This is a genomic window from Amycolatopsis sp. 195334CR, assembly GCF_017309385.1.
In the GTDB taxonomy this organism is placed as follows: Bacteria; Actinomycetota; Actinomycetes; order Mycobacteriales; family Pseudonocardiaceae; genus Amycolatopsis.
Genome location: NZ_JAFJMJ010000003.1, coordinates 312,913 through 337,122, shown reverse-complemented (window position 1 = coordinate 337,122; position 24,210 = coordinate 312,913). Strand labels below are relative to the sequence as shown.

The window sequence follows — 24,210 nt, the reverse complement described above, 5'->3', positions numbered from 1 at the left end:
GGCGGCTTTTCGGCTCTGTCGCTACGCGTCCAGGTCGCTCTCGATCAGCTCGGCCACTGCTTCGATCGCGGCTTCCGCGCCGTCTCCTTCGGCCGTGATGATCACTTCGTCGCCATGGGCGGCGCCCAGCGTCATGAGGCTGAGCACGCTGCCCGCGGCGACGGGCGTGCCGCCGTCCTTGGCGATGCTGACCGCCACCGGCTGGGCCGCCGCGGCCTTGGCGACCAGCGCGGCCGGCCGGGCGTGCAGGCCCACCTTGCTCGCCACCTTGACACGTCGCTCCGGCATTGAGCCGTCCTTTCCTTGTGGTGCTTGGTTATCGTGGTGCGCTTACTTCGCGGCCGTGGCGTCGAGATCGGCCTCGATCGAGTCGTCTTCCTCACGTCCGGGGGTGCGCAGGTTCCACTTGATGATGACGAACCGGAACAGGAAGTAGTAGATCAGGGCGTAGACCAGGCCGATCGGGATGAGCAGCCAGACGTTCGAGCTCGCCGCCGGGTGCGTCGAGTTCAGCGCGAAGTCGATGGCACCCGCCGAGAACGAGAACCCGAGGTGGATGTCCAGCGCGTTGACCAGGGCCAGCGAGATACCGGTCAGGACCGCGTGGATCAGGTACAGCGGCCAGGCCACGAACATGAACGCGAACTCGATCGGCTCGGTCACACCGGTGAGGAACGAGGTGAACGCCGCGGCCACCATCACACCGCCGACGACCTTCTTCTGCGACGGCTTCGCGGTCTGCCAGATCGCCAGCGCGGCGGCGGGCAGGGCGAACATGAAGATCGGGAAGAAGCCGGTCATGAACGCGCCCGCGGTCGGGTCGCCGTCGAGGAACTTGGTCAGGTCACCACCGTCGAAGATGAACCACACCGGCACGTTGATCAGCTGGTGCAGGCCGATCGGGATGAGCAGGCGGTTGAGCAGGCCGTAGATGCCGCCACCGACCACGTCGCTGCTGGTGACCGCCTCGCCGAGGTTCTGCATGCCGGCGTCGATGACCGGGAAGATCAGGCCGAAGATCACGCCGAGCACCAGCAGGGCCAGCGAGTTGATGATCGGCACGAACCGGCGGCCACCGAAGAAGGCCAGGTAGGTGGGCAGCTTGATGCGGTGGAACCGCTGCCACAGCACCGCGGTGACCAGGCCGACGATCACACCCGAAAGCACCGAGTAGGGCCACTTGACCGGTGCGAGGAACCAGCCCTCCTTGAAGCCCTCCATCTCGTTGATCGGGGCGAACACCTGGACGACCTTGTTGAACACGACGAAGCCGACGACTGCGGCGACGCCGGTGGAACCGTCACCCTTGCGGGCGAAACCGACCGCGATGCCCACGGCGAACAGCAGCGGCAGCCAGTCCAGCAGGCCACCCCCGGCGGCGCTGAGCACGGCGGCGACCTTGTCCCAGCCGAGACCGTCCTTGCCGAGCAGGTCGTCCTGGCCCAGCCGCAGCAACAGGCCGGCGGCCGGCAGGGTCGCGATCGGGAGCATCAGGCTGCGGCCGAACCGCTGCAGACCGGCCAGCCCCCTACCCTTCGCCCCCGTTGTGGTGGCGCTCATCGGGTACCTCCATGTTTGGCGGGGTTACCGGAATCCGGGGAACTCCGGTCCAACTGCATAGTCACCTGGTAGTGATCTCCCCGGTACCAGGAAGTCATGTCCTCCACCGGTGCTCCGGCCATGCTGGAGACGCGGCGGAAGACGAGCAGCGGACTGCCGGTACGGATACCGAGCAGCCGTGCGGTTTCCTTGTCCGCCGACTCGGCCCAGACGGTTTGCCAGGCGTGGTCGAGGCGGATGTCTTGCTCGGCCAGCTGCGCGTACAGCGACCGGGTGAGGTCCAGTTCGAACAACCCCGCCACCTTGACGGGGTGGTACCAGCCGCGTTCCACGGCCAGCGGTATCCCGTCGGCGCGGCGTAGCCGCTTGAGCCGCAGTGCAGCGGCGCCCTCGGGGAGACCGAGCGCGTTCGCGGTCGCCGCGGGCGGGACCTCGGTGGTGGTGCCGAGTACCTCGGTGGTCGGTTCGAGGCCCCGGCGGCGCATGTCGTCGGTGAACGACATCAGGTAGAGCTGCAACTCCATCCGGCGGCTGGCGGTGAACGTGCCCTTGCCGCGCACCCTGGACAGCAGCCCTTCCTCGACCAGCTTGCCGATCGCCGACCGGACCGTGAGCCGCGAAACCTGGTAGCGCTCCGCGAGCTCGCGCTCGGAGGGGATGGGAGAGCCGGGTGGCAGCTCCCGTTCGACCGCGTGCCGCAGGATCTCCCGCAGCTGAGCGTGTTTCGGAGTCGGACCGTCCACGACGCGGTCGGGCCGGGAGGGGAACGCGGCCGCGCTCATCTCCTCCACCTCCTTCCGCCGACTTCGTGACCCTGGTGCTCGCACCGGGCCGCGAAGATTGGTACGTTCCGGTCTAGACCATTCATTGATGGGGCAGAATGCTCCGCTGACTGATCGGGTGTCAACAGCCGTTACGAGTTCGTGCTCGTGATCGGCACCGGTACCGGCGATCGGCGTAGTTGTGCCTGGCGCGAATGCGCCAGGCCCGGATTTCAGGAGGTCACCGGTGGCGGACGACAGGCCGGAAAAGATCCTCGCGGCGCTCGGCGGCGCGGACAACGTGATCGAGATCGAGGGCTGCATCACCCGCCTTCGCTGCGAGCTGGAGGACGGCTCGGTCATCGACGAGGCGGCGCTGAAGAAGGCCGGCGCGATGGGCGTGGTGAAGGTGGGCTCGGTGGTGCAGGTCATCGTGGGCCCGGAGGCGGACACGATCGCCAGCGACATCCAGGACCTGATGTGAGCTTGGAGATCCTGAGCCCGGTGCCCGGGCGCACGGTGCCGATGAGCGAGGTGCCCGACCAGGTCTTCGCGCAGGCGATGGTGGGCCCGGGGATCGCGGTGCAGCCCTCCGGCGGTCGCGCGGACGCGGTCTCGCCGGTCGATGGCACGGTTGTGACGCTGCACCCGCACGCGTTCGTCGTGGCCACCGAAGGCGGTCGCGGGGTGCTGGTCCACCTGGGCATCGACACGGTGCAGCAGAAGGGCGAGGGCTTCACCCTGCACGTGGTCAAGGGCGAGTCCGTGCGCGCGGGCCAGCCGCTGATCAGCTGGGACCCGGAGGCGGTCGTGGCCGCCGGCTACTCGGCCGTGGTGCCGGTGGTCGCACTGGACGCACCGGCGGAGGCGCTCTCAGCGGTGACCACCGGCGCCGAGGTCACCGAGGGCGACGCCCTGTTCACCTGGAACGACTGAACGGTCGGGACGGCCCCGGGAGCTGGGCTCAGGACTCCCGGGGCCGCTCGGCTCAGGCGCTGAGCACCTGGCCGTTCTCCACCTTCACCGCCACCGCGGGGAGCGGGGTCTCCGCAGGGCCCTGCCGAACCTGGCCGGTGAGGGCGTCGAACACCGAGCCGTGGCACGGGCAGGTGAGGTCCTTGCCCTCGGCCTTGACCGCGCAGCCCTGGTGGGTGCACACGGCGCTGAACGCGACCGCGGTCGCGTCGGTCGGCCGCGCGACGATGATTTCCTGGTCACCTGATTTGACGGCTTTCGCTTCGCCGACCGGGATGTCGGCCAGTGCCACGAGCGAGCCGCCACCCGCGGCGGCGGGCGGGGAATCGTCCGTTCCGCAGGCCGAGAGCGCGGCTGTTCCAGCGGCCACGCCGGCGACGGCGGCTCCGGTGACCAGTACGGTGCGGCGGGTGTGTTGTTCGGCAGTCATGCCCTGTGACACGACGTAGGTACCGATTCGGTTCAAAATCGGTCCGCCGACTGAACCAACGGGGTGCCGCGCCCGTGTGGTGGAAGTAGTGTCCTTCCACACGCGCGCAGGGAGTCGGCCATGGTCACATGGGCGTTACGGTTGGTGGTGGTCGCGGGGTTGCTGGGCTCCGCGTGGATCCACTTCGACCTCTGGCAGCTGGGGTACCGCGATATCGACGTGATCGGCCCGCTGTTCATGGTCAACGTGGTCGCCGGGGTCGTGCTGGCGCTCGCCGTGTTGTTCTGGCACCACTGGCTGCCGCTGCTCGCCGCGGCCGGGTTCGGTGCGGTGACCCTGGCGGCGTTCTTCCTCTCGGTGACCGTCGGGCTGTTCGGCATGAAGAACGAGCTGTACTGGGGCTCGTCGCAGGTGTGGGCGGCCATCGCCGAGGGCGCCTGCCTGCTGTTCGGCCTCGTGGCGATCGCGGTGCGCGACCGGGATGGCGCCCGGGTGTGAAGGACGCGCCGGAAGACGAACTGATGCGCGCGCTGCACTCCGACCACGCGGCGGCGCTCTGGTCCTACGCACTGAGCCTGACCGGCGGCAACACCGCCCGTGCAGAGGACGTCGTGCAGGAAACACTGTTGCGGGCCTGGAAGCACCCGCGGGTGCTCGACCAGTCCCAGGGCTCGGCGCGTGCCTGGTTGTTCACCGTGGCCCGCCGGATCGCGATCGACGACTGGCGCTCGGCGGCCACCCGTTCCGAAGTCACCACCGACGCACCCCCGGAGCAGCCCGTACCCGACGACACCGAACGCGCGTTGCAGGGCTGGCTGGTGGCGGAGGCGCTCGGCCAGTTGTCCGACCGGCACCGCGAAGTGCTCGTGCTCTGCTTCTTCCAGGGCTACTCGGTCGCCGACGCGGCCAGGCGGCTGGGGGTCGCCGAAGGCACCGTGAAGTCGAGGACGCATTATGCGCTCAGGGCGTTGAAGATGGCGCTGGAGGAGAAGGGGGTCGTGCGATGACTGATGACCCCTTCGCGTCCTACGACGCGGCCTACGTGCTCGGCGCGCTCACCCCGGAGGACCGTTACGCGTTCGAAGCGCACCTGGAGGTGTGCCGCGAATGCGCCCGCGCCGTGCGTGAACTGGCGGGGCTGCCAGGATTGCTCTCGCAGGTGCCGGCCGACGCGCTGGACCCGGTCGCGCACGAACCTCGCGGCCTGCGGTCGTCGCTGATGCGACGCGTGCGGCGGATCCGGTTGCGTCGTCGCTGGACGACCGCCGGTGCTCTCGCCGCGGCGGCCGCGCTGGTCGTCGTGGTGGCCTTCCCGCTGACCGCGCAGGAAGAACCGGGCACCGCGATGGTCGCGCTCGGCGAGTTCCCGGTCGAAGCCGTCGCACAGGTCAAGGAAGTGCCCGGCGGATCCCGGGTCGACATGAAGTGCAGCTACGAGGGCGGCAAGGTCGGGGACTACCTGCTGGTCGCGGTCAACCGCGAAGGCCAGGTCGACGAACTCGCCAGCTGGCGGGCCATTCCCGACGACACGGCGCAGATCTCGGTCGCCACGACGTGGCACCGCGCCGATATCGCCGCGCTGGAGATCCGCACGACGGCGGGCAAACCCCTGCTGCGCTGGGAGCCCTGACCACGCCCACGGCCCGTTTGCGTCGGTTTGCCGTGGACTTGTTCCGTAGGCACCCGTCCTCGTTTGCCAGCCCGGCGGAACTCGCCGGAACCTGACCGTGTGCCTTGGATTCACTTTCCTCTTCTCGCTCTCGCCGGTTGCATCGCTGGGCTCGCCGGTCGATGGGCGCTGCGTCGTACTGTTCCGCCGGTGCGACAGCCCGGCTGGGGCGCCGTCGTATCGGTGGGCCTGCTGTGGTCTCTGGTCGCCTGGTTCGGTGGGCCGTGGTGGTGGCTGCCCGTGCCGCTGGCGGTGGTCGCCTTCGCTGTTCCGTTGACCGTCGTCGACCTGCGGGAGCGGCGGCTGCCGGACGCCCTGACCCTGCGCGCTTACCCGATCTTCGCGGCCGCGCTCGCCTTCGCCGCGATCGAAGGTGGAGCGGAGTTGCTGTGGGGAGCGCTGCTCGGTGGACTCGTGTTCGGTGGGTTGCACGCGGTGACCCATCGGGTGATTCCGCACGCACTCGGCGCCGGTGACGTCAAGCTGGCTGGCTCGCTCGGGCTGGTTCTCGGTGCGACTGGTTGGGCAGCGATGGTCGCGGTGGTAGTCATCGCCGCGGTGGTGAGCGCCGTCTTAGGCGTGTTCGCGCGCATTCGCGGCTCGCCGACCTGGGAAGATGGTGTTCCGCACGGTCCTGGGCTGCTGATCGCCACCTCGCTGGTCACGTTGTTTCCCAGCCAGTGAACACCGGTCCGGCACGGCGTGGAGGGTGTGCGCCCGGACATGCCGCGGACGTGACAGGATCGTGGCGTGTTGCGCTGGATGACCGCAGGTGAATCGCACGGGCCCGCCTTGGCCGCCGTGCTCGAGGGCATGGTGGCCGGAGTCGAGGTCACCACCGCCGACGTGACCGAACAGCTGGCTCGCCGGCGGCTCGGGTTCGGCCGGAGCCCCAGGATGGGTTTCGAGAAGGACCGCATCGAGTTTCTCGGCGGGGTGCGGCACGGGCTCACGCAGGGCGGCCCGGTCGCCGTGCAGATCGAGAACGCCGAGTGGCCCAAGTGGGAAAAGGTTATGTCGGCCGACCCGGTGGACCCGGCCGAACTCGAAGGCCTGGCCCGCAACGAGCCGCTGACCCGGCCGCGGCCCGGCCACGCCGACCTGCCCGGCATGCAGAAGTACGACTTCCCCGAGGCGCGTCCCGTGCTGGAGCGGGCCAGCGCGCGGGAGACCGCTTCGCGCACGGCGCTCGGCACGGTCGCACGGGCATACCTGCGGCAGTTGCTCGGCGTCGAGATCGTCAGCCACGTCGTGTCGATCGGTGGCGCCGAGGCGCCGGACGGGCCGCTGCCCGGTCCGGGTGACCTGGCCGCGATCGACGAGAGCCCGGTGCGGGCGTTCAGCGCGGAGGGCACCGAGGCGATGGTCGCCGAGGTGGACGCCGTGCGGAAGGCCGGTGACACGGTCGGTGGTGTGATCGAGGTGATCGCGTACGGGCTGCCGCCGGGCCTCGGCTCCCACGTGCACTGGGACCGCCGGCTCGACGCGCGGCTGGCCGGTGCGTTGATGGGCGTCCAGGCGATGAAGGGCGTGGAGGTCGGTGACGGCTTCACGACTGCCAAGCGGTGGGGGAGCCAGGCACACGACGAAATCGACCGTGGCTCCGGTCCTGTGGGCGTGACGCGCCGGTCGAACCGCGCCGGTGGCCTTGAAGGCGGGATCACCAACGGTGAGCCGCTCCGCGTGCGCGTCGCGATGAAGCCGATCTCCACGGTGCCGAAGGCTTTGTCCACTGTGGACGTCACAACCGGTGAACCCGCTGTGGCCATTCACCAGCGGTCGGACGTGTGCGCGGTGCCGCGCGCGGGCGTCGTGCTGGAATCCGTGGTGGCGCTGGTGCTCGCCGACGCCGCACTGGAGAAGTTCGGCGGCGACTCGCTGGCGGAGAGCAAGCGGAACGCGGAGGGCTACCTGCGGGCGCTCGAGGAGCGCTGGTGAGTCCGCGCGCGGTGGTCGTCGGGCCGCCGGGTTCGGGCAAGAGCACCGTGGGGCGGTTGCTGGCGCAGCAACTCGAGGTCACCTTCCGGGACACCGACGACGACATCGTCGACCGCGCGGGCAAGTCCATCTCGGAGATCTTCACCGACGACGGCGAGCCCGCTTTCCGTGCGCTGGAAGAGGATGCGGTGGCGGTCGCACTGGCTGAACACGACGGGGTGCTGGCGGTGGGTGGCGGAGCCGTCCTGTCGGAGCGGACCCGCGGCCGGCTGGTGGGGCACACCGTGGTCTTCCTGAACGTCGGCATGGCCGAGGGCGTGCGCCGCACCGGGGTTTCGTCCGCGCGACCGCTGCTCGCCGGGGTGAACCCCCGCGCGACCTACAAGGCGCTGCTCGAGGCGCGACTGCCGGTTTACCGCGAGGTCGCCACCGTCGAGATCGACACCGATGAACTGATCCCCGCCGCCGTGGTCTCCGCGATCGAGGAGCGGCTGCGGGAGGCCGGCGGCGTCGAAGCCGCCCAGCACGAACGAGGAGCATGATGTCCGAACCGGTCCGTATCCAGGTCAAGGCCGGTACGCCCTACGACGTGGTGGTCGGCCGCGGCCTGCTCGGTGAACTCACCGAGACCGTCCGCGACGCGTCGAAGATCGCGCTGATCCACCCGCCCACGCTCACCACGACGGCCGAGGCCATCCGCGAGGAGCTGAACGAGGCCGGGCTCGACGCGCACCGCGTGGAGATCCCGGACGCCGAAGACGGCAAGGCGCTTTCGGTGGCGGGGTTCTGCTGGGAGGTCCTCGGCCGCATCGGGCTGGACCGGCGGGGCGTGGTGGTCGGCCTCGGCGGGGGCGCGGTGACCGACCTGGCCGGGTTCGTCGCGGCGACCTGGATGCGGGGCGTCCGCCTGGTCAACGTGCCGACCACGCTGCTCGGCATGGTGGACGCGGCGGTCGGCGGCAAGACCGGGATCAACACCGAGGCCGGCAAGAATCTGGTCGGGGTGTTCCACGAGCCGTCCGCCGTGCTGGTCGACCTGGCGACGCTGGAGACGCTGCCGCCCAACGAGCTGGTCGCCGGGATGGCCGAGGTGGTCAAGGCCGGTTTCATCGCCGACCCACGGATCCTCGAGCTGATCGAGCAGAGCCCGGCGGCGGCACTGGACACGCAGGGCGACGTGCTCGGCGAGCTGGTCCGGCGTGCGATCCAGGTGAAGGCGGATGTCGTGTCCGCTGACCTCCGCGAGTCGGACCTGCGCGAGATCCTGAACTACGGGCACACCCTCGGCCACGCGATCGAGCGGCGCGAGCGGTACCGCTGGCGGCACGGTGCGGCGGTGAGCGTCGGCCTGGTGTTCGCGGCTGAACTGGCGCGACTCGCGGGGCGGCTGGACGACGCGACGGCCGACCGGCACGCGGCGGTGCTCCGGTTGCTCGGGTTGCCCACGACCTATGACGCCGACGCGCTGCCCCAGTTGCTCGAAGGCATGCGCACCGACAAGAAGACGCGGTCCGGTGTGCTGCGGTTCGTCGTGCTGGATGGACTTGCGAAGCCCGGACGGCTGGAGGGCCCCGACCCGTCGCTGCTCGCCGCGGCGTACTCGGCGGTGGCCGCCGACAAAAACGGGGGCGGGAGCGTGCTGCTGTGAAGGTCTTCGTGTTCAACGGGCCGAACCTCGGGCGGCTCGGCAAGCGGGAGCCCGGCGTGTACGGCGCGTCCACCCACGACGACCTGGTGCGGCTCTGTGAAGAGACCGGCGGTTCGCTGGGCGTGGAGGTCGAGGTGCGCCAGACCGACCACGAGGGCGAGATGGTCGGCTGGCTGCACGAGGCGGCGGACGCCGGGGCGGCCGTCGTGTTGAACGCCGGGGCCTGGACCCACTACTCGATCGCGGTGCGCGATGCCGCCGCGCAGCTGACGGCGCCGTTGATCGAGTTGCACATCTCGAACGTGCACCGCCGCGAGGAGTTCCGCCACCACAGCGTGCTCTCCGACATCGCCACCGGGGTCATGGCGGGCTTCGGCGTTCCCGGTTACGCGCTCGCCATACGATGGCTCGCGGAGCAAGCGGGCTGACTCCACCGCGGACGACATCTGGGGGGATGCGATGGTTCCGATGCTGACCACCGAGCGGCTCACGTTGCGCGGGTTGAACCGCGACGACACCGACGCGGTGCTGCGGATCTTCGCGGACCCGGCGATGAGCCGGTTCTTCGAGGCGGACCTGTCCGACCCCGTGCAGTGCCGCGAAATGGTCGAACGTCGGCTGTCTTACGCCGGACCGCCGGAGCTCGGGCACTGGGTGCTCGAACGGGACGGCGAGGTGATCGGCCTCGCGCACCTGCGGCCGTCGTGGGAACTGCCGGGGGACGTCACCGAAATCGGCTACTTCATCGAACCGCGGCACGGCGGCAGCGGGCTGGCGACCGAGGCCGCCGCGCGGTTGCTGGACTACGGGCTCGGCGAACTCGGGGTGCCCGCCGTCTGGGCGCTGATCCGGGAGTCCAATGTGTCCAGTGTCAAACTGGCGCAACGCCTCGGCTTCCTGGACATCGGCAGCAGGACCGCTTACGGCGCCGAACACCACGTCTACGTGAAGCTGCCGGGCACGCACGGCAAGGTCCACCACATCGAACTCTGGGTGCCCGACCTCGCCGAAGCGGAGGCCGGCTTCGGCTGGCTGCTGGGCGAACTGGGCTGGCGCGAGTTCCAACGGTGGCCGGACGGCGTGAGCTGGAAGCTCGGCGCGACCTACCTCGTCGTGGAGCAGTCGCCCGCGTTGACCGCGCGGGAGCACCGGCGCTGTGACCCGGGGCTGAACCACCTGGCGTTGCACGTCTCCACGCGCCGACAGGTCGACCGGTTGCTCGAGGAATCCGGTGCGCACGGCTGGAAACCGCTGTTCGCGGACCGGTATCCGCATGCGGGTGGTGACCAGCACTACGCGGCGTACTTGGAAAACGCTCACGGCTTCGAAGTGGAACTCGTCGCCACTCCACCAGGTCCGCACTCGAACGGGTGAACCTCTCCGTACACTGAGTCGTAGTTACTTCCGTGTCGCGTGCCCGTCGACACGATCGTGTCCACCGGCTCGGGAGCAGGATTGACGTTCCGCAGGTACCCGCGTGTGCGAGGCACGCTCACCTGGCTGCTGGGTGCCGCCCTGGTCGCGGGGTGCACGCCGAGCCGGGCGCAGCCGCAGGCCGAGGGCGCCGGTACCGGAGCGGTGGTCGGCGGGGAGGCACCGCCGCCCGGCAGTCCCGTGCCGCCGCCGGTCATCCCGCCGGGTGCGTCGCCCTCGGTGGACGCGGGTCGGCAGTCGGCGGGGGTGGTCGCGGCCGGTGGCATCGGGGCGCCCTACAACTACGGTCCCGCCGTCATGCAGGACGGGGACCGCACCCGGATGTGGTGGTGCAGCCAGTACCCCGCCGCGCGCCCGCCGGGCGACGACATCCTGCACGCGGAATCGGCGGGCATCGCCGGGCCGTTCACCGGGACGGGCGGCGGGCCCGCGCAGTCCGTGCTGTCCGGCAACCCCGGCGCGTTCGACGGGGTGCACACGTGCGACCCCTCGGTGGTCAAGGTCGACGGGGTCTACTACCTCTACTACACCGGCGCCGCGGGCGACCACGCGCTCGGCAACTCCATCGGCATGGCCACCAGCCCCGACGGGCTCAACTGGACCAGGGCCAACGGCGGCAACCCGATCCTCAACCCCGCCCGCGACACAGCGCGCGAGAACACCTACGGCGCCGGCCAGCCCGCCGTGGTCTTCCTCGACGGCTGGTTCTACCTCATGTTCACCGACACGACCGGCCGCGCGGCCGGCTGGAACGGCGCGGGCCAGTTCATCGTGCGTTCGAAGGACCCGGCGTTCACCACCGCCGTGGAGGCGCTGGGGGAGCGCGGCTTCGAACCCGCGCCGAGCACGCAGGTGCCGCGCACGCGTTCCCTGGTCGACGCCTTCAGCGCGGACCTGATGTGGATCGAGGCCCTCGAATCCTTCGGTGTCGCCCACGAGACGCAGGACGGCACCACGATCACCTTCCTCGACCGGAACTTCAGCCTGCGGCCCTACCCGCCGGTGCTGATCCCAGGACCGTGGAAGGAGGGCCCCGGCCTGTTGCGCCAGCCCGACGGGCACGCCCCCATCTCGGTGGAGGACCCCTGCGGCCGGGTGCCGCTGGACGTGGTGCGCGCGACGATGATCGGTGAGGCGGGCGCCCCCACGCACCTCAAGCACTTCGGCATCGACCTGCACGGCATCGACGGCTGCGGCGACGTGAACCGCATGCTCACCGTGCTCGACGGTTTCGCGATGCCCTCGCCGGTGCGTACGATGGACCTGGTCGCGGGCGGCAGTGTCGTCCGGGTTGACCGCCGCACGGTAGCCGACCTGCTCGCCGTCCGGCTGCTCGACCGCCGCGTTCCCGGGCTGGACCGGGTCCCGGTGGCCGCGAACCTGACCACCGGCGTGGCCGCCGTGCAGGCCCCGACCGGCGGCACCGGCCTGCTGCTCGACGACGGCAAGCTGTGGGCGGTCCGCCCGCCCGGCGTGGCCGAGTTGAACGCCTCGCCCATCACGCCGATCACCGACGAGCGGTGGAACACCTATCCGGCGGGCTTGGCCTTGGGCTGATCGGGCTCGGCGGTCTCACCAGCGCGACGGCCGATCCGCTCGCCGGCGAACAGGCCCAGCCACGCGGGCACGAGGATGAGCAACGCGGTGAACGCGGCGCCGCCGGTCAGCGCGTCCGGGAGGGCCTCGAGGCCGGTCCGGTCGACGAACATCGCGCGGCCCGCCACGTCGAGCACACCCGACACCGGGCCCGCGACCAGCGCGGCGATGAACCAGGTGCGGCCACGGTCGGGCATGCCTCGCCACGCGTCGAGCGCGGCCCACAGCGCCGAGGCGCCGACCAGCAGCGCGATGATGCCCACGGTCAGCGTGTCCAGATCGGTCGGCCGGAACACCGCGGCCTTCGCCCGCAGCACCGCCGCGACCGCGTGCAGCACCGCGAGGACCAGTGCGCGCGTAACCCAGCCTGCCATCCGAACACTGTGTCATAAACTGACCCGGTGCCTGAAACCCACGCCGCCCGCCGCGCCTCGCTCCGGTCCCTGATCCGGGAGACCGGGCTCGACGCGCTCCTGGTCACCGACCTGCTCAACATCCGCTACCTCACCGGGTTCACCGGGTCGAACGCGGCGCTGCTCGTGCACGCCGAGTCCGAGGACCGCACGCTGTTCTGCACGGACGGCCGGTACACCACCCAGTCCGAGGTCCAGGTCCCCGACCTGCAGCGGGTGCTCGACCGCGCCAGTGCCGCCGCGCTCGCCCGGCACGCCGCGTCGCACCAGCGCGACTACGGCCGCACCGGGTTCGAGAGCCAGCACGTGAGCGTGGAGCAGTACGAGTCGACCAAGAAGATCGCCGAGGGGATCGAGCTGCACCGCTCGCCGAACCTGGTCGAGCGGCTGCGACTGGTCAAGGACCAGGCCGAGATCGAGGCGCTGCGCATGGCCTGCGCCGCGGCCGACCGCGCGCTGAGCGGCCTGATCGAGCACGGCGACCTCAGCGTCGGCCGCACCGAGCGCGAGGTGGCCCGCGCGCTGGAGAACCGCATGCTCGACCACGGGTCGGCGGGCGCCTCCTTCGAATCGATCGTCGCCGCGGGGCCGAACTCGGCCATCCCGCACCACCGGCCGACCGACCGGCAGCTGGCCAAGGGCGACTTCGTCAAGCTGGACTTCGGCGCGATCATCGACGGCTACCACTCCGACATGACCCGGACGGTCGTGCTGGGTGAACCGGCGAGCTGGCAGCGCGAGCTGTACGAGCTGGTCCACCGCGCGCAGGCCGCCGGGCTGGCCGCGGTGCTGCCCGGCGCCGAGGTCTCCGCGGTGGACAAGGCCGCCCGCGAGGTGATCGAACAGGCCGGGCACGGCGAGCACTTCTCGCACGGTCTCGGCCACGGCGTCGGCCTCCAGGTGCACGAGGCACCCAGCCTGGCCACCACGGGGGTCGGTACACTGTCCGCCGGTATGGCGGTCACCGTCGAGCCTGGCGTGTACCTCGCCGGCCGCGGTGGCGTGCGCATCGAGGACACGCTGATCGTCCGTGACGGTACGGGGGAGGTCCTCACCCTGAGCACCAAGGAACTCGTGGTCGTCTAAACCGCGGCCCGCTTCGAGCAGACACAGGAGATCCCAGACCCGTGGCCACCACCAACGACCTGAAGAACGGCTTGGTCCTCAACCTCGACGGACAGCTGTGGTCGGTCGTGAACTTCCAGCACGTCAAGCCGGGCAAGGGCGGCGCCTTCGTGCGCACCACGCTCAAGCACGTCCTGAGCGGCAAGGTCGTGGACAAGACGTTCAACGCCGGCACCAAGGTCGACACCGCGACGGTGGACCGCCGCACGATGACGTACCTGTACAACGACGGCAGCGACTTCGTCTTCATGGACGGCGACACCTACGACCAGATCAACGTGGCGCGCGAGATCGTCGGCGACGGGGCGAACTACCTGCTGGAGAACACCGAGGTCCAGGTCGCCATCCACGAGAACACCCCGCTCTACGTCGAGCTGCCCACCTCGGTCGAGCTGGTGGTCCAGCACACCGACCCGGGCCTGCAGGGCGACCGCTCCACCGGCGGCACCAAGCCGGCCACGCTGGAGACCGGCGCCGAGATCCAGGTGCCGCTGTTCCTGACCACGGGTGAGAAGGTCAAGGTCGACACCCGCGACGGTCGCTACCTCGGCCGGGTTTCGAGTTGAGTTCAGCCGGTTCGCCCAAGCGCGGTGGCCCCATCGGCCGCCGGGCTTCGCGCAAACGCGCCGTCGAGATGTTGTACGAGGCTGCCCAGCGGGACTCCGACGCGGTGACGCTGCTCGCCGGTCGCGTGGGTTCGACCGAGGTGGATCCGATCAGCGACTACACGGTCTCGCTGGTCGAGGGGGTCACCACGCGGCGCGAGCAGATCGACGAGCTGCTCGCCGAGCACGCGCAGGGCTGGTCGCTGGACCGGATGCCGCCGGTCGACCTGGCGGTACTGCGGGTGGGGGTCTACGAGCTGCTGTGGGCCGCCGACGTGCCGGACCCGGTGGCGATCGACGAGGCCGTCGGCATCGCTAAGGAGCTGTCCACGGACGACTCGCCGCGCTTCGTCAACGGCGTGCTCGGCCGGATCGGCACGATCGCCGACCGGTTGCGCGCGGTGCTGTAACGGACATAACGCCTGAAGTAACACAGACACACCGAAGGGGCCTCCGGCGAACCCTGGTTCGTCGCCGAAGGCCCCTTCGGCCTGTTCTCGGTGCGGCCGTGCCGGACCGCACGGCTCAGTCCTCTTTGGACGGCCGTGCTTCCGGGGGCAGCACTCCCCAGTCGATCAACTGCTCCGTCAGCTCCCCGGGCGTCATGTCGTAGATGATCGCGAGCGAGCGCAGGTCCTCGGTGCGGATGGAGAGCACCTTGCCGTTGTAGTCCCCGCGCTGGCTCTGAATGGTGGCGGCGTACCGCGCCAGCGGCCCGACCTTCTCCGCGGGCAGCTGCTGGAGCCGCTCCAGGTTGATCACGATCTTCGTGGCCGGCTCCGCCCCAGACGGAACGCGGCCCTCGGGCAGCAGCTCGACCACCGGTACCCCGTAGAAGTCCGCCAGCTCGGCGAGCTTCTGCACGGTCACGGCCCGGTCGCCGCGCTCGTACGAACCCACGACGACCGCCTTCCAGCGTCCGCCGGACTTCTGCTCGACCCCGTGCAGGGACAGACCCTGCTGCTGGCGGATCCCGCGGAGCTTGGCCCCGAGCGCCTTGGCGTAATCGCCCATCTGGTGGTTCTCCGTTTCGTCGTCCCCGCCCGGCCGAACGACCGGAGGGGCACTTCTTGAGTCGAATACTCAGAGTAATGGTTACGCGTTGTCGTCACCAGGTCAAGCAGATCATTGCGCGGGGGTGGTCCGAACAGGGCACACCACCCGTAAGGCTGAGTGGTCGATCCTGTTACCCTGTGCTCGATTTCCGCTGATTACCTGGGGAATCGACGTCCTTTAACGACCCGTCCAGTGAGGCGGGGAAGGAGGTCCACCGTGACATCGCGTCCGCGCGGTGTGACGGATCCGGCCGGTGAGCGCGAGCTCCTGTCGGCCGGAGACGTCGCACGCACCATCGCTCGAATGGCCCATCAGGTCATCGAGAAGACCGCACTCGGTGCGGGCCACTCGGCCCCGCCCGTGTTGCTGGGCATACCCACCCGGGGCACACCGCTCGCGGCCCGGCTCGCCGCCAGGGTGACCGAGTTCTCCGGGGTCGACGTGCCGATCGGCGCACTCGACGTAACCCTCTACCGCGACGACCTCCGCCGCCGCCCGACCCGCCCGCTGGAGCAGACCCAGCTCCCGGCCACCGGGATCGACAACCGGGTGGTGGTGCTCGTCGACGACGTGCTGTTCTCCGGCCGCACCATCCGCGCCGCGCTCGACGCCCTGCGCGACCACGGCCGCCCCCGCGCGGTCCAGCTGGCGGTACTGGTCGACCGCGGCCACCGCGAGCTGCCGATCCGCGCCGACTACGTGGGCAAGAACGTGCCCACGTCGCGCGCCGAGGAGGTCGCCGTGCTGTTGTCCGAAGTGGACGGGCGCGACGCGGTGCTGCTGCGCGGCGAACCGGGCGCACCGGATGCGCCCGCCGAGGAAGGGAAATCGTGAAGCATCTGCTCGCCACCGACGGGCTGGATCCGGAGCTGGCGACGTCCATCCTGGACACCGCCGACGAGCTCAAGCGCACCCTGCTCGGGCGCGAGGTGCGCAAGCTGCCGACGCTGCGCGGCCGCACCGTGATCACGCTGTTCTACGAGAACTCCACCCGCACCCGCGTCTCCTTCGAGATCGCCGGCAAGTGGATGAGCGCCGACGTGGTGAACGTCTCGGCGGGCGGCTCCTCGGTGGGCAAGGGGGAGTCGCTGCGGGACACCGCGCTGACCCTGTCCGCGGCCGGGGCCGACTGCGTGATCATCCGCCACCCCGCCTCCGGCGCCGCGCACCGGCTGGCCGGCTGGCTGGGGGAGACCGGCACGAAGGTGGTCAACGCGGGCGACGGCACGCACGAGCACCCGACGCAGGCGCTGCTCGACGCGGCCACCCTGCGGGACCGGCTCGGCTCGCTGGACGGCCGCCGCGTCGCCATCGTGGGTGACGTCGTGCACAGCCGGGTCGCCCGGTCCAACGTGCACCTGCTCGCCGCGCTCGGGGCGGAGGTGGTGCTCGTCGCACCACCGACCCTGCTGCCGGTCGGCGTGGAAAGCTGGCCGGTGACGGTGTCGCACCAGTTGGACGCGGAACTGCCGGCGGCCGACGCGGTGATGATGCTGCGGGTGCAGGCGGAACGCATGACAGGCGGGGGCCCGGGGCAGAGTTTCTTCCCGTCGGCGCGCGAGTACTCGATCGCCTACGGGTTGAACGAGAAGCGCCTCGCGCTGCTGTCGGACCACGCGGTCGTCCTGCACCCGGGGCCGATGCTGCGCGGCATGGAGATCGCCTCGGCGGTCGCCGACTCGCCGGCCTCGGCGATCACCGAGCAGGTGCGCAACGGGGTCCACGTCCGCATGGCTGTGCTGTACCACCTGCTCGCGGGTGAGGAAGAAGGAGTCGCCGCATGACCACCGAGATCCTGCTGAAGGGTGTCCGGCTCTACGGCGAAGGCGATCCGGTCGACGTGCTGCTCGCCGACGGTGAGATCACCGCGATCGGGGCACCGGGTTCAACCAGTGCGACCGAGGGCGCCGAGGTGGTCGAAGCCGCTGGTCAGGTGCTTCTGCCTGGCTTCGTCGACCTGCACACCCACCTGCGCGAACCCGGCCGCGAGGACACCGAGACCATCGCCACCGGGTCGGCCGCCGCCGCGCTCGGCGGGTACACCGCGGTCTTCGCCATGGCCAACACCGACCCGGTCGCCGACAACGCGGTCGTGGTCGAGCACGTGTGGCGCCTCGGCCAGGCGGCCGGGCTGGTCGACGTGCACCCGGTCGGCGCGGTCACCGTCGGCCTCGGCGGCGAGAAGCTCGCCGAGCTGGGCACGATGGCCGCCTCCGCCGCCGGGGTGCGGGTCTTCTCGGACGACGGCAAGTGCGTGCACGACCCGCTGCTGATGCGCCGCGCGCTGGAGTACTCGATCGCGCTGGACGCGGTGATCGCGCAGCACGCCGAGGAGCCGCGACTCACCGTCGGCGCGCAGGCACACGAAGGTGAGCAGGCCGCCCGTCTCGGTTACGCGGGTTGGCCCGCCTCCGCCGAGGAGTCCATCGTGGCGCGGGACTGCCTGCTCGCCCTGCACGCCGGGGCCCGGCTGCACATCTGCCACGTGTCGACCGCGGGCACCGCCGACGTGCTGGCCTGGGCGAAGGAACGCGGCACCCGGGTCAGCGCCGAGGTCACCCCGCACCACCTGCTGCTGACCGACGAGCGGTTGACCGGGTACGACCCGGTCAACAAGGTGAACCCGCCGCTGCGCACCGGCGCGGACGCCGAGCGGTTGCGCCGCGCGCTGGCCGACGGGGTGATCGACTGCGTCGCCACCGACCACGCGCCGCACGCCGTGCAGGACAAGGACTGCGAATGGGCGGCGGCCAAGCCGGGCATGCTCGGCCTGCAGACCGCGCTGTCCATCGTGACCGAGACCATGGTCCGCCCCGGCCTGCTCGACTGGCGCGGGGTGGCCAGGGTGATGAGCGAGCGGCCCGCCGAGATCGCCGGGCTGCCCGACCACGGCCGCCCGATCGAGGTGGGCGAGCCGGCCAACCTCACCCTGGTCGACCCCGACGCCGAGTGGACCGTGCGCGGCGCCGAGCTGGCGAGCATCGCGTCGAACACCCCGTACGAGGGGATGCGGCTGCCCGGCGCGGTCACCGCGACCCTGCTGCGCGGGCGGTTCACCGTGCGAGAAGGGAAACTGGCCTGATGGAGCGTTTTCTGCTGACCCTGCTGGTCGCGGCTTTCTTCGCGCTGTGCGTCTACGGCATGTGGCTGGGCTGGCGCCGCAAGGCGCGGTCCCAGAGCGCCCGGATCGCGCCGTTCCCGGAGGTGCCGGTCGAACCAGGTGAACCACTGCTGACCGCCGACGGGTTGTACGTGAGCACCACGATCGCCGGCCGGTGGCAGGAGCGCGTCGTCACCCGCGGCGCCGGGCTGCGCGGGTACGCGACGTTGCGCCTGTACGACACGGGCGTCGAAGTCGACCGCGGCCGCGCGCCCGGATTCTGGATCCCGCGCGATTCGATCACCGGGATCCGCACGGACAAGGGCATGGCCGGGAAGGTGATGGGCACCGACAGCCTGCTGGTGCTCACCTGGCGCCCCGGCAGCGACAGCGAGGAACTGGACACCGGGTTCCGCGGGGACGACCTCGAGGTCTACCCCCGCTGGCTCGAAGAACTTGGCAAGAACGGTACGGAGATCAAGGGAAGTGCCCAATCATGACGAGTAGCCGGACACCCGCCGCGCTGGTACTGGAGGACGGCCGCGTCTTCCGGGGCACCGCATACGGGGCCGAGGGGCGCACCCTCGGGGAGGCCGTGTTCTGCACCGGGATGACCGGGTACCAGGAAACGCTGACCGATCCCTCGTACCACCGCCAGATCGTCGTGCAGACCGCACCGCAGATCGGCAACACCGGGTGGAACGACGAGGACGACGAGTCCGCGCGCATCTGGGTCTCGGGCTACGTGGTCCGCGACCCCGCCCGCACCCCGTCCAACTGGCGCGCCACGCGCACCCTCGACGACGCGCTCGCCGAGCAGGGCGTGGTCGGCATCTCCGGGGTGGACACCCGCACCCTCACCCGCCACCTGCGCGAGCAGGGCGCGATGCGGTCGGGCGTGTTCTCCGGGGACGCGTTGCGCGCGGACGACGAGATGGTCGGCGAGGTGCTGGCCAGCCCGCCGATGAAGGGCGCCGACCTGGCCGGCGAGGTCACCACGGCCGAGCCGTACGTGGTCCCCGCCGTCGGCGAGCGGCGGTTCCGCGTCGCCGCGCTGGACCTCGGGATCAAGTCGAACACGCCGCGCCAGATGACCGCGCGCGGCATCGAGGTGCACGTGCTGCCCTCGTCCAGCTCGCTCGACCAGCTGCTGGAGATCGAGCCCGACGGCGTCTTCCTGTCCAACGGCCCCGGCGACCCGGCGACCACCGAGCACGCCACCGCGCTGACCCGCGCGGTGCTCGAACGCCGTGTCCCGCTGTTCGGCATCTGCTTCGGCAACCAGATCCTCGGCCGCGCGCTGGGGCTGGGCACCTACAAGATGCGCTACGGGCACCGCGGCATCAACATCCCGGTGATCGACGTGGCCACCGGCCGGGTCGCCATCACCGCGCAGAACCACGGCTTCGCCCTGGAGGGCGAGCCCGGTCAGCGGTTCGACTCGCCCTTCGGCGCCGCGACGATCAGCCACTACTGCCCGAACGACGACACGGTGGAGGGCGTGCGCGCCGAGGACGTCCCCGCGTTCTCCGTGCAGTACCACCCCGAAGCCGCCGCCGGCCCGCACGACGCGGCCCCCCTCTTCGACGAGTTCGTCAGCCTGATGGAGACAGCCAAGTAATGCCGAAACGCACAGACATCGAGCACGTGCTCGTCATCGGTTCCGGCCCGATCGTGATCGGGCAGGCCGCCGAGTTCGACTACTCCGGCACCCAGGCCTGCCGCGTGCTGCGCGAGGAGGGCCTGCGGGTCAGCCTGGTGAACTCGAACCCGGCCACGATCATGACCGACCCGGAGTTCGCCGACTCGACCTACATCGAGCCGGTCACCCCCGACTTCGTCGAGAAGGTCATCGCCACCGAGCGCCCCCAGGCGCTGCTGGCCACCCTCGGCGGGCAGACCGCGCTGAACTGCGCGGTCGCCCTGCACGAGCGCGGCGTGCTGGAGAAGTACGGCGTCGAACTGATCGGCGCCGACATCGATGCCATCCAGCGCGGCGAGGACCGCCAGAAGTTCAAGGACATCGTCCGCCAGGTCGGCGCCGAGGTGCCGCGCAGCGCGGTGTGCCACTCGATGGAGGAGGTCCGCGAGACCGTCGAGAAGCTCGGCCTCCCGGTGGTCATCCGGCCGTCGTTCACCATGGGCGGGCTCGGCTCGGGCATGGCGCACACCAGCGAGGACCTCGAGCGGCTGGCCTCGGTCGGGCTGGAGGAGAGCCCGGTCACCGAGGTGCTCATCGAGGAGAGCGTGCTCGGCTGGAAGGAGTACGAGCTCGAGCTGATGCGCGACCGGCACGACAACGTGGTGGTCATCTGCTCGATCGAGAACGTGGACGCGATGGGCGTGCACACCGGCGACTCGGTCACCGTCGCGCCGGCGATGACCCTGACCGACCGCGAGTACCAGCACATGCGCGACGTCGGCATCGACGTGCTGCGCGCGGTCGGGGTGGACACCGGCGGCTGCAACATCCAGTTCGCGATCAACCCGCGCGACGGCCGCATGGTGGTCATCGAGATGAACCCGCGGGTGTCGCGGTCGAGCGCGCTGGCCTCCAAGGCGACCGGCTTCCCGATCGCCAAGATCGCCGCCAAGCTGGCCATCGGCTACACCCTCGACGAGATCCGCAACGACATCACCGGCGAGACCCCGGCCTCGTTCGAGCCCACGCTCGACTACGTGGTGGTGAAGGTGCCGCGGTTCGCCTTCGAGAAGTTCCCCGGCGCGGACCCGACGCTGACCACCACGATGAAGAGCGTCGGCGAGGCCATGTCGATGGGCCGCAGCTTCCCGGAGGCGCTGGGCAAGGCGCTGCGCTCGATCGACACCAAGGCGTCGGGCTTCTGGACCGTGCCCGACCCCGACGGCGCCACCCTGGAGTCCACTCTGGACTCCCTGCGCAACCCGCACGACGGCCGCCTGTACGCGGTCGAGCGGGCGCTGCGGCTGGGCGCCACCGTCGAGCAGGTGCACGAGGCCAGCGGCATCGACCCGTGGTTCATCGACCAGATCGCGCTGATCGGCGAGGTGGGCCAGGAGATCGCCACCGCCCCGGTGCTCGACGGCGAACTGCTGCGCCGCGGCAAGCGCACCGGCCTGTCCGACCGCCAGATCGCCGCGCTGCGCCCGGAACTGGCCGGCGAGGACGGCGTGCGCGCGCTGCGGCACCGCCTCGGCGTGCGCCCGGTGTTCAAGACGGTGGACACCTGCGCGGCCGAGTTCGCCGCCAAAACCCCTTACCACTACTCGGCTTACGAGACCGATCCCGCCGCGGAGTCGGAGGTCTCGCCGCAGCGGGACAAGCAGAAGGTGCTCATCCTCGGCTCCGGGCCGAACCGGATCGGGCAGGGCATCGAGTTCGACTACTCGTGCGTGCACGCCGCGCTCGCCCTGCGCGAGGCCGGTTTCGAAGCGGTGATGGTCAACTGCAACCCGGAAACCGTGTCCACCGACTACGACACCTCCGACCGGCTCTACTTCGAGCCACTGTCCTTTGAGGACGTTCTCGAGGTGGTCCACGCCGAACGCGAGTCGGGCACCGTGGCCGGGGTGATCGTGCAGCTGGGCGGCCAGACCCCGCTCGCGCTCGCGCGCCGCCTCGCCGCGGCGGGCGTGCCGGTGGTCGGCACCTCGCCCGAGGCCATCCACCTGGCCGAGGACCGCGGTGCCTTCGGCGAGGTGCTGCGCGCCGCCGGGCTTCCGGCGCCGCGCTACGGCACGGCGACCTCGTTCGAGGGCGCCAAGCGGATCGCCGACGAGATCGGCTACCCGGTGCTGGTGCGCCCGTCGTACGTGCTCGGCGGGCGGGGCATGGAGATCGTCTACGACGAGCAGTCGCTGGCGGGCTACATCCAGCGCGCCACCGAGGTCACCCCGGAGCACCCGGTGCTGGTGGACCGCTTCCTCGACGACTCCATCGAGATCGACGTGGACGCCCTGTTCGACGGGGAGGACCTGTACCTGGGCGGCGTGATGGAGCACATCGAGGAGGCCGGGATCCACTCCGGCGACTCCTCGTGCGCGCTGCCGCCGATCACCCTGGGCCGCACCGACCTGGACACCGTCCGGCGCTCCACCGAGGCGATCGCGCGCGGCGTCGGCGTGCGCGGCCTGCTGAACGTGCAGTACGCGCTCAAGGACGACGTGCTCTACGTGCTGGAGGCGAACCCGCGGGCCTCGCGCACGGTGCCGTTCGTGTCCAAGGCGACCGCCGTGCCGCTGGCGAAGGCGGCTTCGCTGATCATGACCGGCTCCACCATCAAGGAACTGCGCGCCTCCGGGGTGCTCCCGGCCGAGGGCGACGGGGGCGACCTGCCCGCAGACTCCCCGGTGTCGGTCAAGGAAGCCGTGCTGCCCTTCCACCGCTTCCGCACGCCGGAAGGCCACGGCGTGGATTCCTTGCTGGGCCCGGAAATGAAGTCCACCGGCGAGGTGATGGGCGTGGACGTCTCGTTCGGCAAGGCCTTCGCCAAGTCGCAGAGCGGTGCCTACGGTTCGCTGCCCACCTCGGGCCGCGTGTTCGTCTCGGTGGCCAACCGCGACAAGCGCTCGCTGGTCTTCCCGGTCAAGCGCCTGGCCGACCTCGGCTTCGAGATCCTGGCCACCTCCGGGACCGCGGAAGTGCTGCGCCGCAACGGGATCCAGTGCTCGGTGCTGCGCAAGCACTTCGAGGGCAGCACCGAAGGCGAGCCGAACGTGGTCGAGGTGATCCTCGGCGGCGGGGTGGACATGGTGATCAACACCCCGTACGGCAACAGCGGCCCGCGCGTGGACGGCTACGAGATCCGGACCGCCGCGGTTTCGCGCGACATTCCTTGCATCACCACGATTCAGGGCGCTGCCGCGGCCGTGCACGGCATCGAGGCGCTCATCCGGGGTGATATCGGGGTGCGCTCCCTCCAGGAGCTCCAGGCGGCGCTCAGGGCGTCGAAATGATCATGGAGCGGTTCGGGGCCCGGCTGGCGAAGGCGATCGCCGCCCGTGGCTCGCTGTGCGCCGGGGTGGACCCCCACCCCGGCCTGCTGCGGGCGTGGGAGCTGCCGGAGGACGCGAACGGGCTGGAGCGGTTCGCGCTGAGCGCCACCGAGGCGATCGCCGAGCACGTGGCGATCATCAAGCCGCAGTCGGCGTTCTTCGAGACCTACGGCTCGAAGGGCATCGCGGTGCTGGAGCGGGTCGTCGCACTGGCCCGCGAGGCCGGTGCGCTGGTCCTGCTCGACGTCAAGCGCGGGGACGTCGGGTCGACCATGGCCGCCTACACCGCGGCCTACCTGGCCGACGGGGCGCCGCTGGCGGCCGACGCCATCACCGTCTCGCCCTACCTCGGTTTCGGCTCGCTGGAAGCCGCGCTGACGGCCGCCGAAACCAGCGGGCGCGGGGTTTTCGTGCTCGCGCGCACGTCCAACCCGGAGAGCGCCGGGCTGCAGGGCACGGTGACCCCGTCCGGCCGCACGGTGGCCCAGGAAATCGTCGACGCGGTGGCCGAGCGCAACACGGGGACCGCGCCACTGGGCGACATCGGCGTGGTCGCCGGCGCCACCATCGGCCGCGGGGAACTGGACCTGAATAGGCTGAACGGCCCAATCCTGGCGCCGGGTTTCGGTGCGCAGGGCGCCACCGCGGCGGATTTACGTGCTCTTTTCGGGGCGGGTTCACCGGCCGTGCTGGCGGCTTCCTCACGCGACATCCTGCGTCACGGACCGGCCCCGTCGGCCCTGCGTGAGGCCGTGTTCCGGGTGCGGGATTCGTTGCGGGACTGAACCTTCCGTGCTTGCCGCACGTTGTTCGACGGGTGCGGGGAAGTGGTCCGAACAGGCGTGCGGCACGCCGATACCACCACCCGCGTTCCCAGGTGGAGGCCCACCCCCGCATTGTGGCAGGTATGGCAGGTGGGTACCGTC

General features: G+C 70.7%; 28 protein-coding genes. 22 read left to right on the top strand and 6 right to left on the bottom strand.

Going from position 1 to position 24,210, the window contains the following annotated elements:
• Positions 1 to 21: 21 nt before the first annotated feature.
• From JYK18_RS38635 to JYK18_RS38625, 3 genes are read right to left on the bottom strand one after another with little or no spacing between them, the layout of a single operon-like run.
• Positions 22 to 288, bottom strand: a complete 267-nt coding sequence (locus JYK18_RS38635) for an HPr family phosphocarrier protein (RefSeq protein ID WP_206808765.1) — start codon at positions 286 to 288, stop codon at positions 22 to 24.
• A gap of 42 nt (positions 289 to 330) precedes the next feature.
• Entirely contained in the window at positions 331 to 1,560 is a 1,230-nt protein-coding gene (locus tag JYK18_RS38630; RefSeq protein WP_206808764.1) for a PTS transporter subunit EIIC, read from the bottom strand.
• Entirely contained in the window at positions 1,557 to 2,342 is a 786-nt protein-coding gene (locus JYK18_RS38625) for a GntR family transcriptional regulator (RefSeq protein ID WP_206808763.1), read from the bottom strand. The genes JYK18_RS38630 and JYK18_RS38625 overlap by 4 nt, the downstream gene beginning before the upstream one ends.
• Positions 2,343 to 2,568: 226 nt before the next feature.
• Between JYK18_RS38625 and JYK18_RS38620 the strand changes: the two genes are divergently transcribed.
• Together JYK18_RS38620 and JYK18_RS38615 are read left to right on the top strand one after the other, a co-directional pair.
• A complete protein-coding gene (locus JYK18_RS38620; RefSeq protein ID WP_153031387.1) occupies positions 2,569 to 2,805 on the top strand; it encodes a glucose PTS transporter subunit EIIB in 237 nt (78 codons plus the stop codon).
• Positions 2,802 to 3,257, top strand: coding sequence for a PTS glucose transporter subunit IIA (locus tag JYK18_RS38615; RefSeq protein ID WP_206808762.1), 456 nt, complete (start codon positions 2,802 to 2,804; stop codon positions 3,255 to 3,257). Before JYK18_RS38620 ends, JYK18_RS38615 begins: the two co-directional genes overlap by 4 nt.
• A gap of 52 nt (positions 3,258 to 3,309) precedes the next feature.
• Here JYK18_RS38615 and JYK18_RS38610 read toward each other — a convergent pair whose 3' ends face one another.
• Positions 3,310 to 3,726 (bottom strand): ubiquinol-cytochrome c reductase iron-sulfur subunit, encoded by a 417-nt coding sequence (locus tag JYK18_RS38610; protein ID WP_206808761.1) that lies wholly within the window; start codon positions 3,724 to 3,726, stop codon positions 3,310 to 3,312.
• 120 nt (positions 3,727 to 3,846) lie between these two features.
• Here JYK18_RS38610 and JYK18_RS38605 point away from each other — a divergent pair, with 120 nt between their 5' ends.
• The 10 genes from JYK18_RS38605 (at position 3,847) to JYK18_RS38560 (ending at position 11,972) form a co-directional block, all read left to right on the top strand.
• Positions 3,847 to 4,224 carry a hypothetical protein gene (locus JYK18_RS38605; protein ID WP_206808760.1) on the top strand — a complete coding sequence of 126 codons (378 nt, stop codon included), beginning with the start codon at positions 3,847 to 3,849 and terminating at the stop codon, positions 4,222 to 4,224.
• Positions 4,221 to 4,733 (top strand): sigma-70 family RNA polymerase sigma factor, encoded by a 513-nt coding sequence (locus JYK18_RS38600; protein ID WP_206808759.1) that lies wholly within the window; start codon positions 4,221 to 4,223, stop codon positions 4,731 to 4,733. The genes JYK18_RS38605 and JYK18_RS38600 overlap by 4 nt, the downstream gene beginning before the upstream one ends.
• Entirely contained in the window at positions 4,730 to 5,356 is a 627-nt protein-coding gene (locus JYK18_RS38595; protein WP_206808758.1) for an anti-sigma factor, read from the top strand. The genes JYK18_RS38600 and JYK18_RS38595 overlap by 4 nt, the downstream gene beginning before the upstream one ends.
• A 189-nt stretch (positions 5,357 to 5,545) precedes the next feature.
• Positions 5,546 to 6,079, top strand: a complete 534-nt coding sequence (locus JYK18_RS38590) for a prepilin peptidase (protein ID WP_307796256.1) — start codon at positions 5,546 to 5,548, stop codon at positions 6,077 to 6,079.
• Positions 6,080 to 6,145: 66 nt separating this feature from the next.
• Complete coding sequence (gene aroC / locus JYK18_RS38585) at positions 6,146 to 7,333, top strand: chorismate synthase (RefSeq protein WP_206808756.1); 1,188 nt, start codon at positions 6,146 to 6,148, stop codon at positions 7,331 to 7,333.
• Positions 7,330 to 7,875: a shikimate kinase gene (locus tag JYK18_RS38580; protein WP_206808754.1), complete on the top strand. Its 546-nt coding sequence runs from the start codon at positions 7,330 to 7,332 to the stop codon at positions 7,873 to 7,875. The genes aroC and JYK18_RS38580 overlap by 4 nt, the downstream gene beginning before the upstream one ends.
• Positions 7,875 to 8,981, top strand: a complete 1,107-nt coding sequence (gene aroB / locus JYK18_RS38575; RefSeq protein ID WP_206808752.1) for a 3-dehydroquinate synthase — start codon at positions 7,875 to 7,877, stop codon at positions 8,979 to 8,981. The genes JYK18_RS38580 and aroB overlap by 1 nt, the downstream gene beginning before the upstream one ends.
• A complete protein-coding gene (aroQ, locus tag JYK18_RS38570; RefSeq protein ID WP_206808751.1) occupies positions 8,978 to 9,409 on the top strand; it encodes a type II 3-dehydroquinate dehydratase in 432 nt (143 codons plus the stop codon). The genes aroB and aroQ overlap by 4 nt, the downstream gene beginning before the upstream one ends.
• A 31-nt stretch (positions 9,410 to 9,440) precedes the next feature.
• Positions 9,441 to 10,355 (top strand): GNAT family N-acetyltransferase, encoded by a 915-nt coding sequence (locus JYK18_RS38565; protein WP_206808750.1) that lies wholly within the window; start codon positions 9,441 to 9,443, stop codon positions 10,353 to 10,355.
• A gap of 105 nt (positions 10,356 to 10,460) precedes the next feature.
• Entirely contained in the window at positions 10,461 to 11,972 is a 1,512-nt protein-coding gene (locus tag JYK18_RS38560) for a beta-xylosidase (RefSeq protein WP_206808749.1), read from the top strand.
• Here the strand turns inward: JYK18_RS38560 and JYK18_RS38555 are convergent.
• A complete protein-coding gene (locus tag JYK18_RS38555) occupies positions 11,945 to 12,385 on the bottom strand; it encodes a B-4DMT family transporter (protein ID WP_206808748.1) in 441 nt (146 codons plus the stop codon). The genes JYK18_RS38560 and JYK18_RS38555 overlap by 28 nt on opposite strands.
• A 27-nt stretch (positions 12,386 to 12,412) precedes the next feature.
• Between JYK18_RS38555 and JYK18_RS38550 the strand changes: the two genes are divergently transcribed.
• The 3 genes from JYK18_RS38550 to nusB are packed head-to-tail and all read left to right on the top strand — an operon-like array spanning position 12,413 to position 14,564.
• Positions 12,413 to 13,510: a Xaa-Pro peptidase family protein gene (locus JYK18_RS38550; RefSeq protein WP_206808747.1), complete on the top strand. Its 1,098-nt coding sequence runs from the start codon at positions 12,413 to 12,415 to the stop codon at positions 13,508 to 13,510.
• Positions 13,511 to 13,551: 41 nt separating this feature from the next.
• Complete coding sequence (gene efp / locus JYK18_RS38545; protein WP_206808746.1) at positions 13,552 to 14,115, top strand: elongation factor P; 564 nt, start codon at positions 13,552 to 13,554, stop codon at positions 14,113 to 14,115.
• Positions 14,112 to 14,564, top strand: coding sequence for a transcription antitermination factor NusB (nusB, locus tag JYK18_RS38540; protein ID WP_206808745.1), 453 nt, complete (start codon positions 14,112 to 14,114; stop codon positions 14,562 to 14,564). The genes efp and nusB overlap by 4 nt, the downstream gene beginning before the upstream one ends.
• Before the next feature lie 115 nt (positions 14,565 to 14,679).
• Here the strand turns inward: nusB and JYK18_RS38535 are convergent, their stop codons facing one another.
• Positions 14,680 to 15,168, bottom strand: a complete 489-nt coding sequence (locus JYK18_RS38535) for a transcriptional regulator (RefSeq protein WP_003096372.1) — start codon at positions 15,166 to 15,168, stop codon at positions 14,680 to 14,682.
• A 258-nt stretch (positions 15,169 to 15,426) separates the two neighbouring features.
• Between JYK18_RS38535 and pyrR the strand changes: the two genes are divergently transcribed.
• The 7 genes from pyrR to pyrF are packed head-to-tail and all read left to right on the top strand — an operon-like array spanning position 15,427 to position 24,069.
• Positions 15,427 to 16,044: a bifunctional pyr operon transcriptional regulator/uracil phosphoribosyltransferase PyrR gene (gene pyrR, locus JYK18_RS38530; protein WP_206808743.1), complete on the top strand. Its 618-nt coding sequence runs from the start codon at positions 15,427 to 15,429 to the stop codon at positions 16,042 to 16,044.
• Positions 16,041 to 16,994: an aspartate carbamoyltransferase catalytic subunit gene (locus tag JYK18_RS38525; protein WP_206808741.1), complete on the top strand. Its 954-nt coding sequence runs from the start codon at positions 16,041 to 16,043 to the stop codon at positions 16,992 to 16,994. The genes pyrR and JYK18_RS38525 overlap by 4 nt, the downstream gene beginning before the upstream one ends.
• Positions 16,991 to 18,292, top strand: a complete 1,302-nt coding sequence (locus JYK18_RS38520) for a dihydroorotase (protein ID WP_206808738.1) — start codon at positions 16,991 to 16,993, stop codon at positions 18,290 to 18,292. Before JYK18_RS38525 ends, JYK18_RS38520 begins: the two co-directional genes overlap by 4 nt.
• Positions 18,292 to 18,810 carry a transporter gene (locus JYK18_RS38515; protein ID WP_206808737.1) on the top strand — a complete coding sequence of 173 codons (519 nt, stop codon included), beginning with the start codon at positions 18,292 to 18,294 and terminating at the stop codon, positions 18,808 to 18,810. Before JYK18_RS38520 ends, JYK18_RS38515 begins: the two co-directional genes overlap by 1 nt.
• Positions 18,807 to 19,931 (top strand): glutamine-hydrolyzing carbamoyl-phosphate synthase small subunit, encoded by a 1,125-nt coding sequence (gene carA / locus JYK18_RS38510; RefSeq protein WP_206808736.1) that lies wholly within the window; start codon positions 18,807 to 18,809, stop codon positions 19,929 to 19,931. The genes JYK18_RS38515 and carA overlap by 4 nt, the downstream gene beginning before the upstream one ends.
• The gene (gene carB, locus JYK18_RS38505) at positions 19,931 to 23,245 is read left to right on the top strand and encodes a carbamoyl-phosphate synthase large subunit (protein WP_206808735.1); all 3,315 of its coding nucleotides are present in this window, start codon (positions 19,931 to 19,933) and stop codon (positions 23,243 to 23,245) included. The genes carA and carB overlap by 1 nt, the downstream gene beginning before the upstream one ends.
• Positions 23,242 to 24,069, top strand: a complete 828-nt coding sequence (gene pyrF, locus JYK18_RS38500) for an orotidine-5'-phosphate decarboxylase (RefSeq protein ID WP_206808734.1) — start codon at positions 23,242 to 23,244, stop codon at positions 24,067 to 24,069. The genes carB and pyrF overlap by 4 nt, the downstream gene beginning before the upstream one ends.
• Positions 24,070 to 24,210 lie beyond the last annotated feature (141 nt).

Coding starts and splice junctions, on each gene's coding strand:
- JYK18_RS38635 (WP_206808765.1), bottom strand. CDS start 288: ATGCCGGAGCGACGTGTCAAGGTGGCGAGCAAGGTGGGCCTGCACGCC.
- JYK18_RS38630 (WP_206808764.1), bottom strand. CDS start 1,560: ATGAGCGCCACCACAACGGGGGCGAAGGGTAGGGGGCTGGCCGGTCTG.
- JYK18_RS38625 (WP_206808763.1), bottom strand. CDS start 2,342: ATGAGCGCGGCCGCGTTCCCCTCCCGGCCCGACCGCGTCGTGGACGGT.
- JYK18_RS38610 (WP_206808761.1), bottom strand. CDS start 3,726: ATGACTGCCGAACAACACACCCGCCGCACCGTACTGGTCACCGGAGCC.
- JYK18_RS38605 (WP_206808760.1), top strand. CDS start 3,847: ATGGTCACATGGGCGTTACGGTTGGTGGTGGTCGCGGGGTTGCTGGGC.
- JYK18_RS38595 (WP_206808758.1), top strand. CDS start 4,730: ATGACTGATGACCCCTTCGCGTCCTACGACGCGGCCTACGTGCTCGGC.
- aroB (WP_206808752.1), top strand. CDS start 7,875: ATGTCCGAACCGGTCCGTATCCAGGTCAAGGCCGGTACGCCCTACGAC.
- JYK18_RS38565 (WP_206808750.1), top strand. CDS start 9,441: ATGGTTCCGATGCTGACCACCGAGCGGCTCACGTTGCGCGGGTTGAAC.
- JYK18_RS38555 (WP_206808748.1), bottom strand. CDS start 12,385: ATGGCAGGCTGGGTTACGCGCGCACTGGTCCTCGCGGTGCTGCACGCG.
- JYK18_RS38535 (WP_003096372.1), bottom strand. CDS start 15,168: ATGGGCGATTACGCCAAGGCGCTCGGGGCCAAGCTCCGCGGGATCCGC.
- JYK18_RS38520 (WP_206808738.1), top strand. CDS start 16,991: ATGACCACCGAGATCCTGCTGAAGGGTGTCCGGCTCTACGGCGAAGGC.
- JYK18_RS38515 (WP_206808737.1), top strand. CDS start 18,292: ATGGAGCGTTTTCTGCTGACCCTGCTGGTCGCGGCTTTCTTCGCGCTG.
- carA (WP_206808736.1), top strand. CDS start 18,807: ATGACGAGTAGCCGGACACCCGCCGCGCTGGTACTGGAGGACGGCCGC.
- carB (WP_206808735.1), top strand. CDS start 19,931: ATGCCGAAACGCACAGACATCGAGCACGTGCTCGTCATCGGTTCCGGC.
- pyrF (WP_206808734.1), top strand. CDS start 23,242: ATGATCATGGAGCGGTTCGGGGCCCGGCTGGCGAAGGCGATCGCCGCC.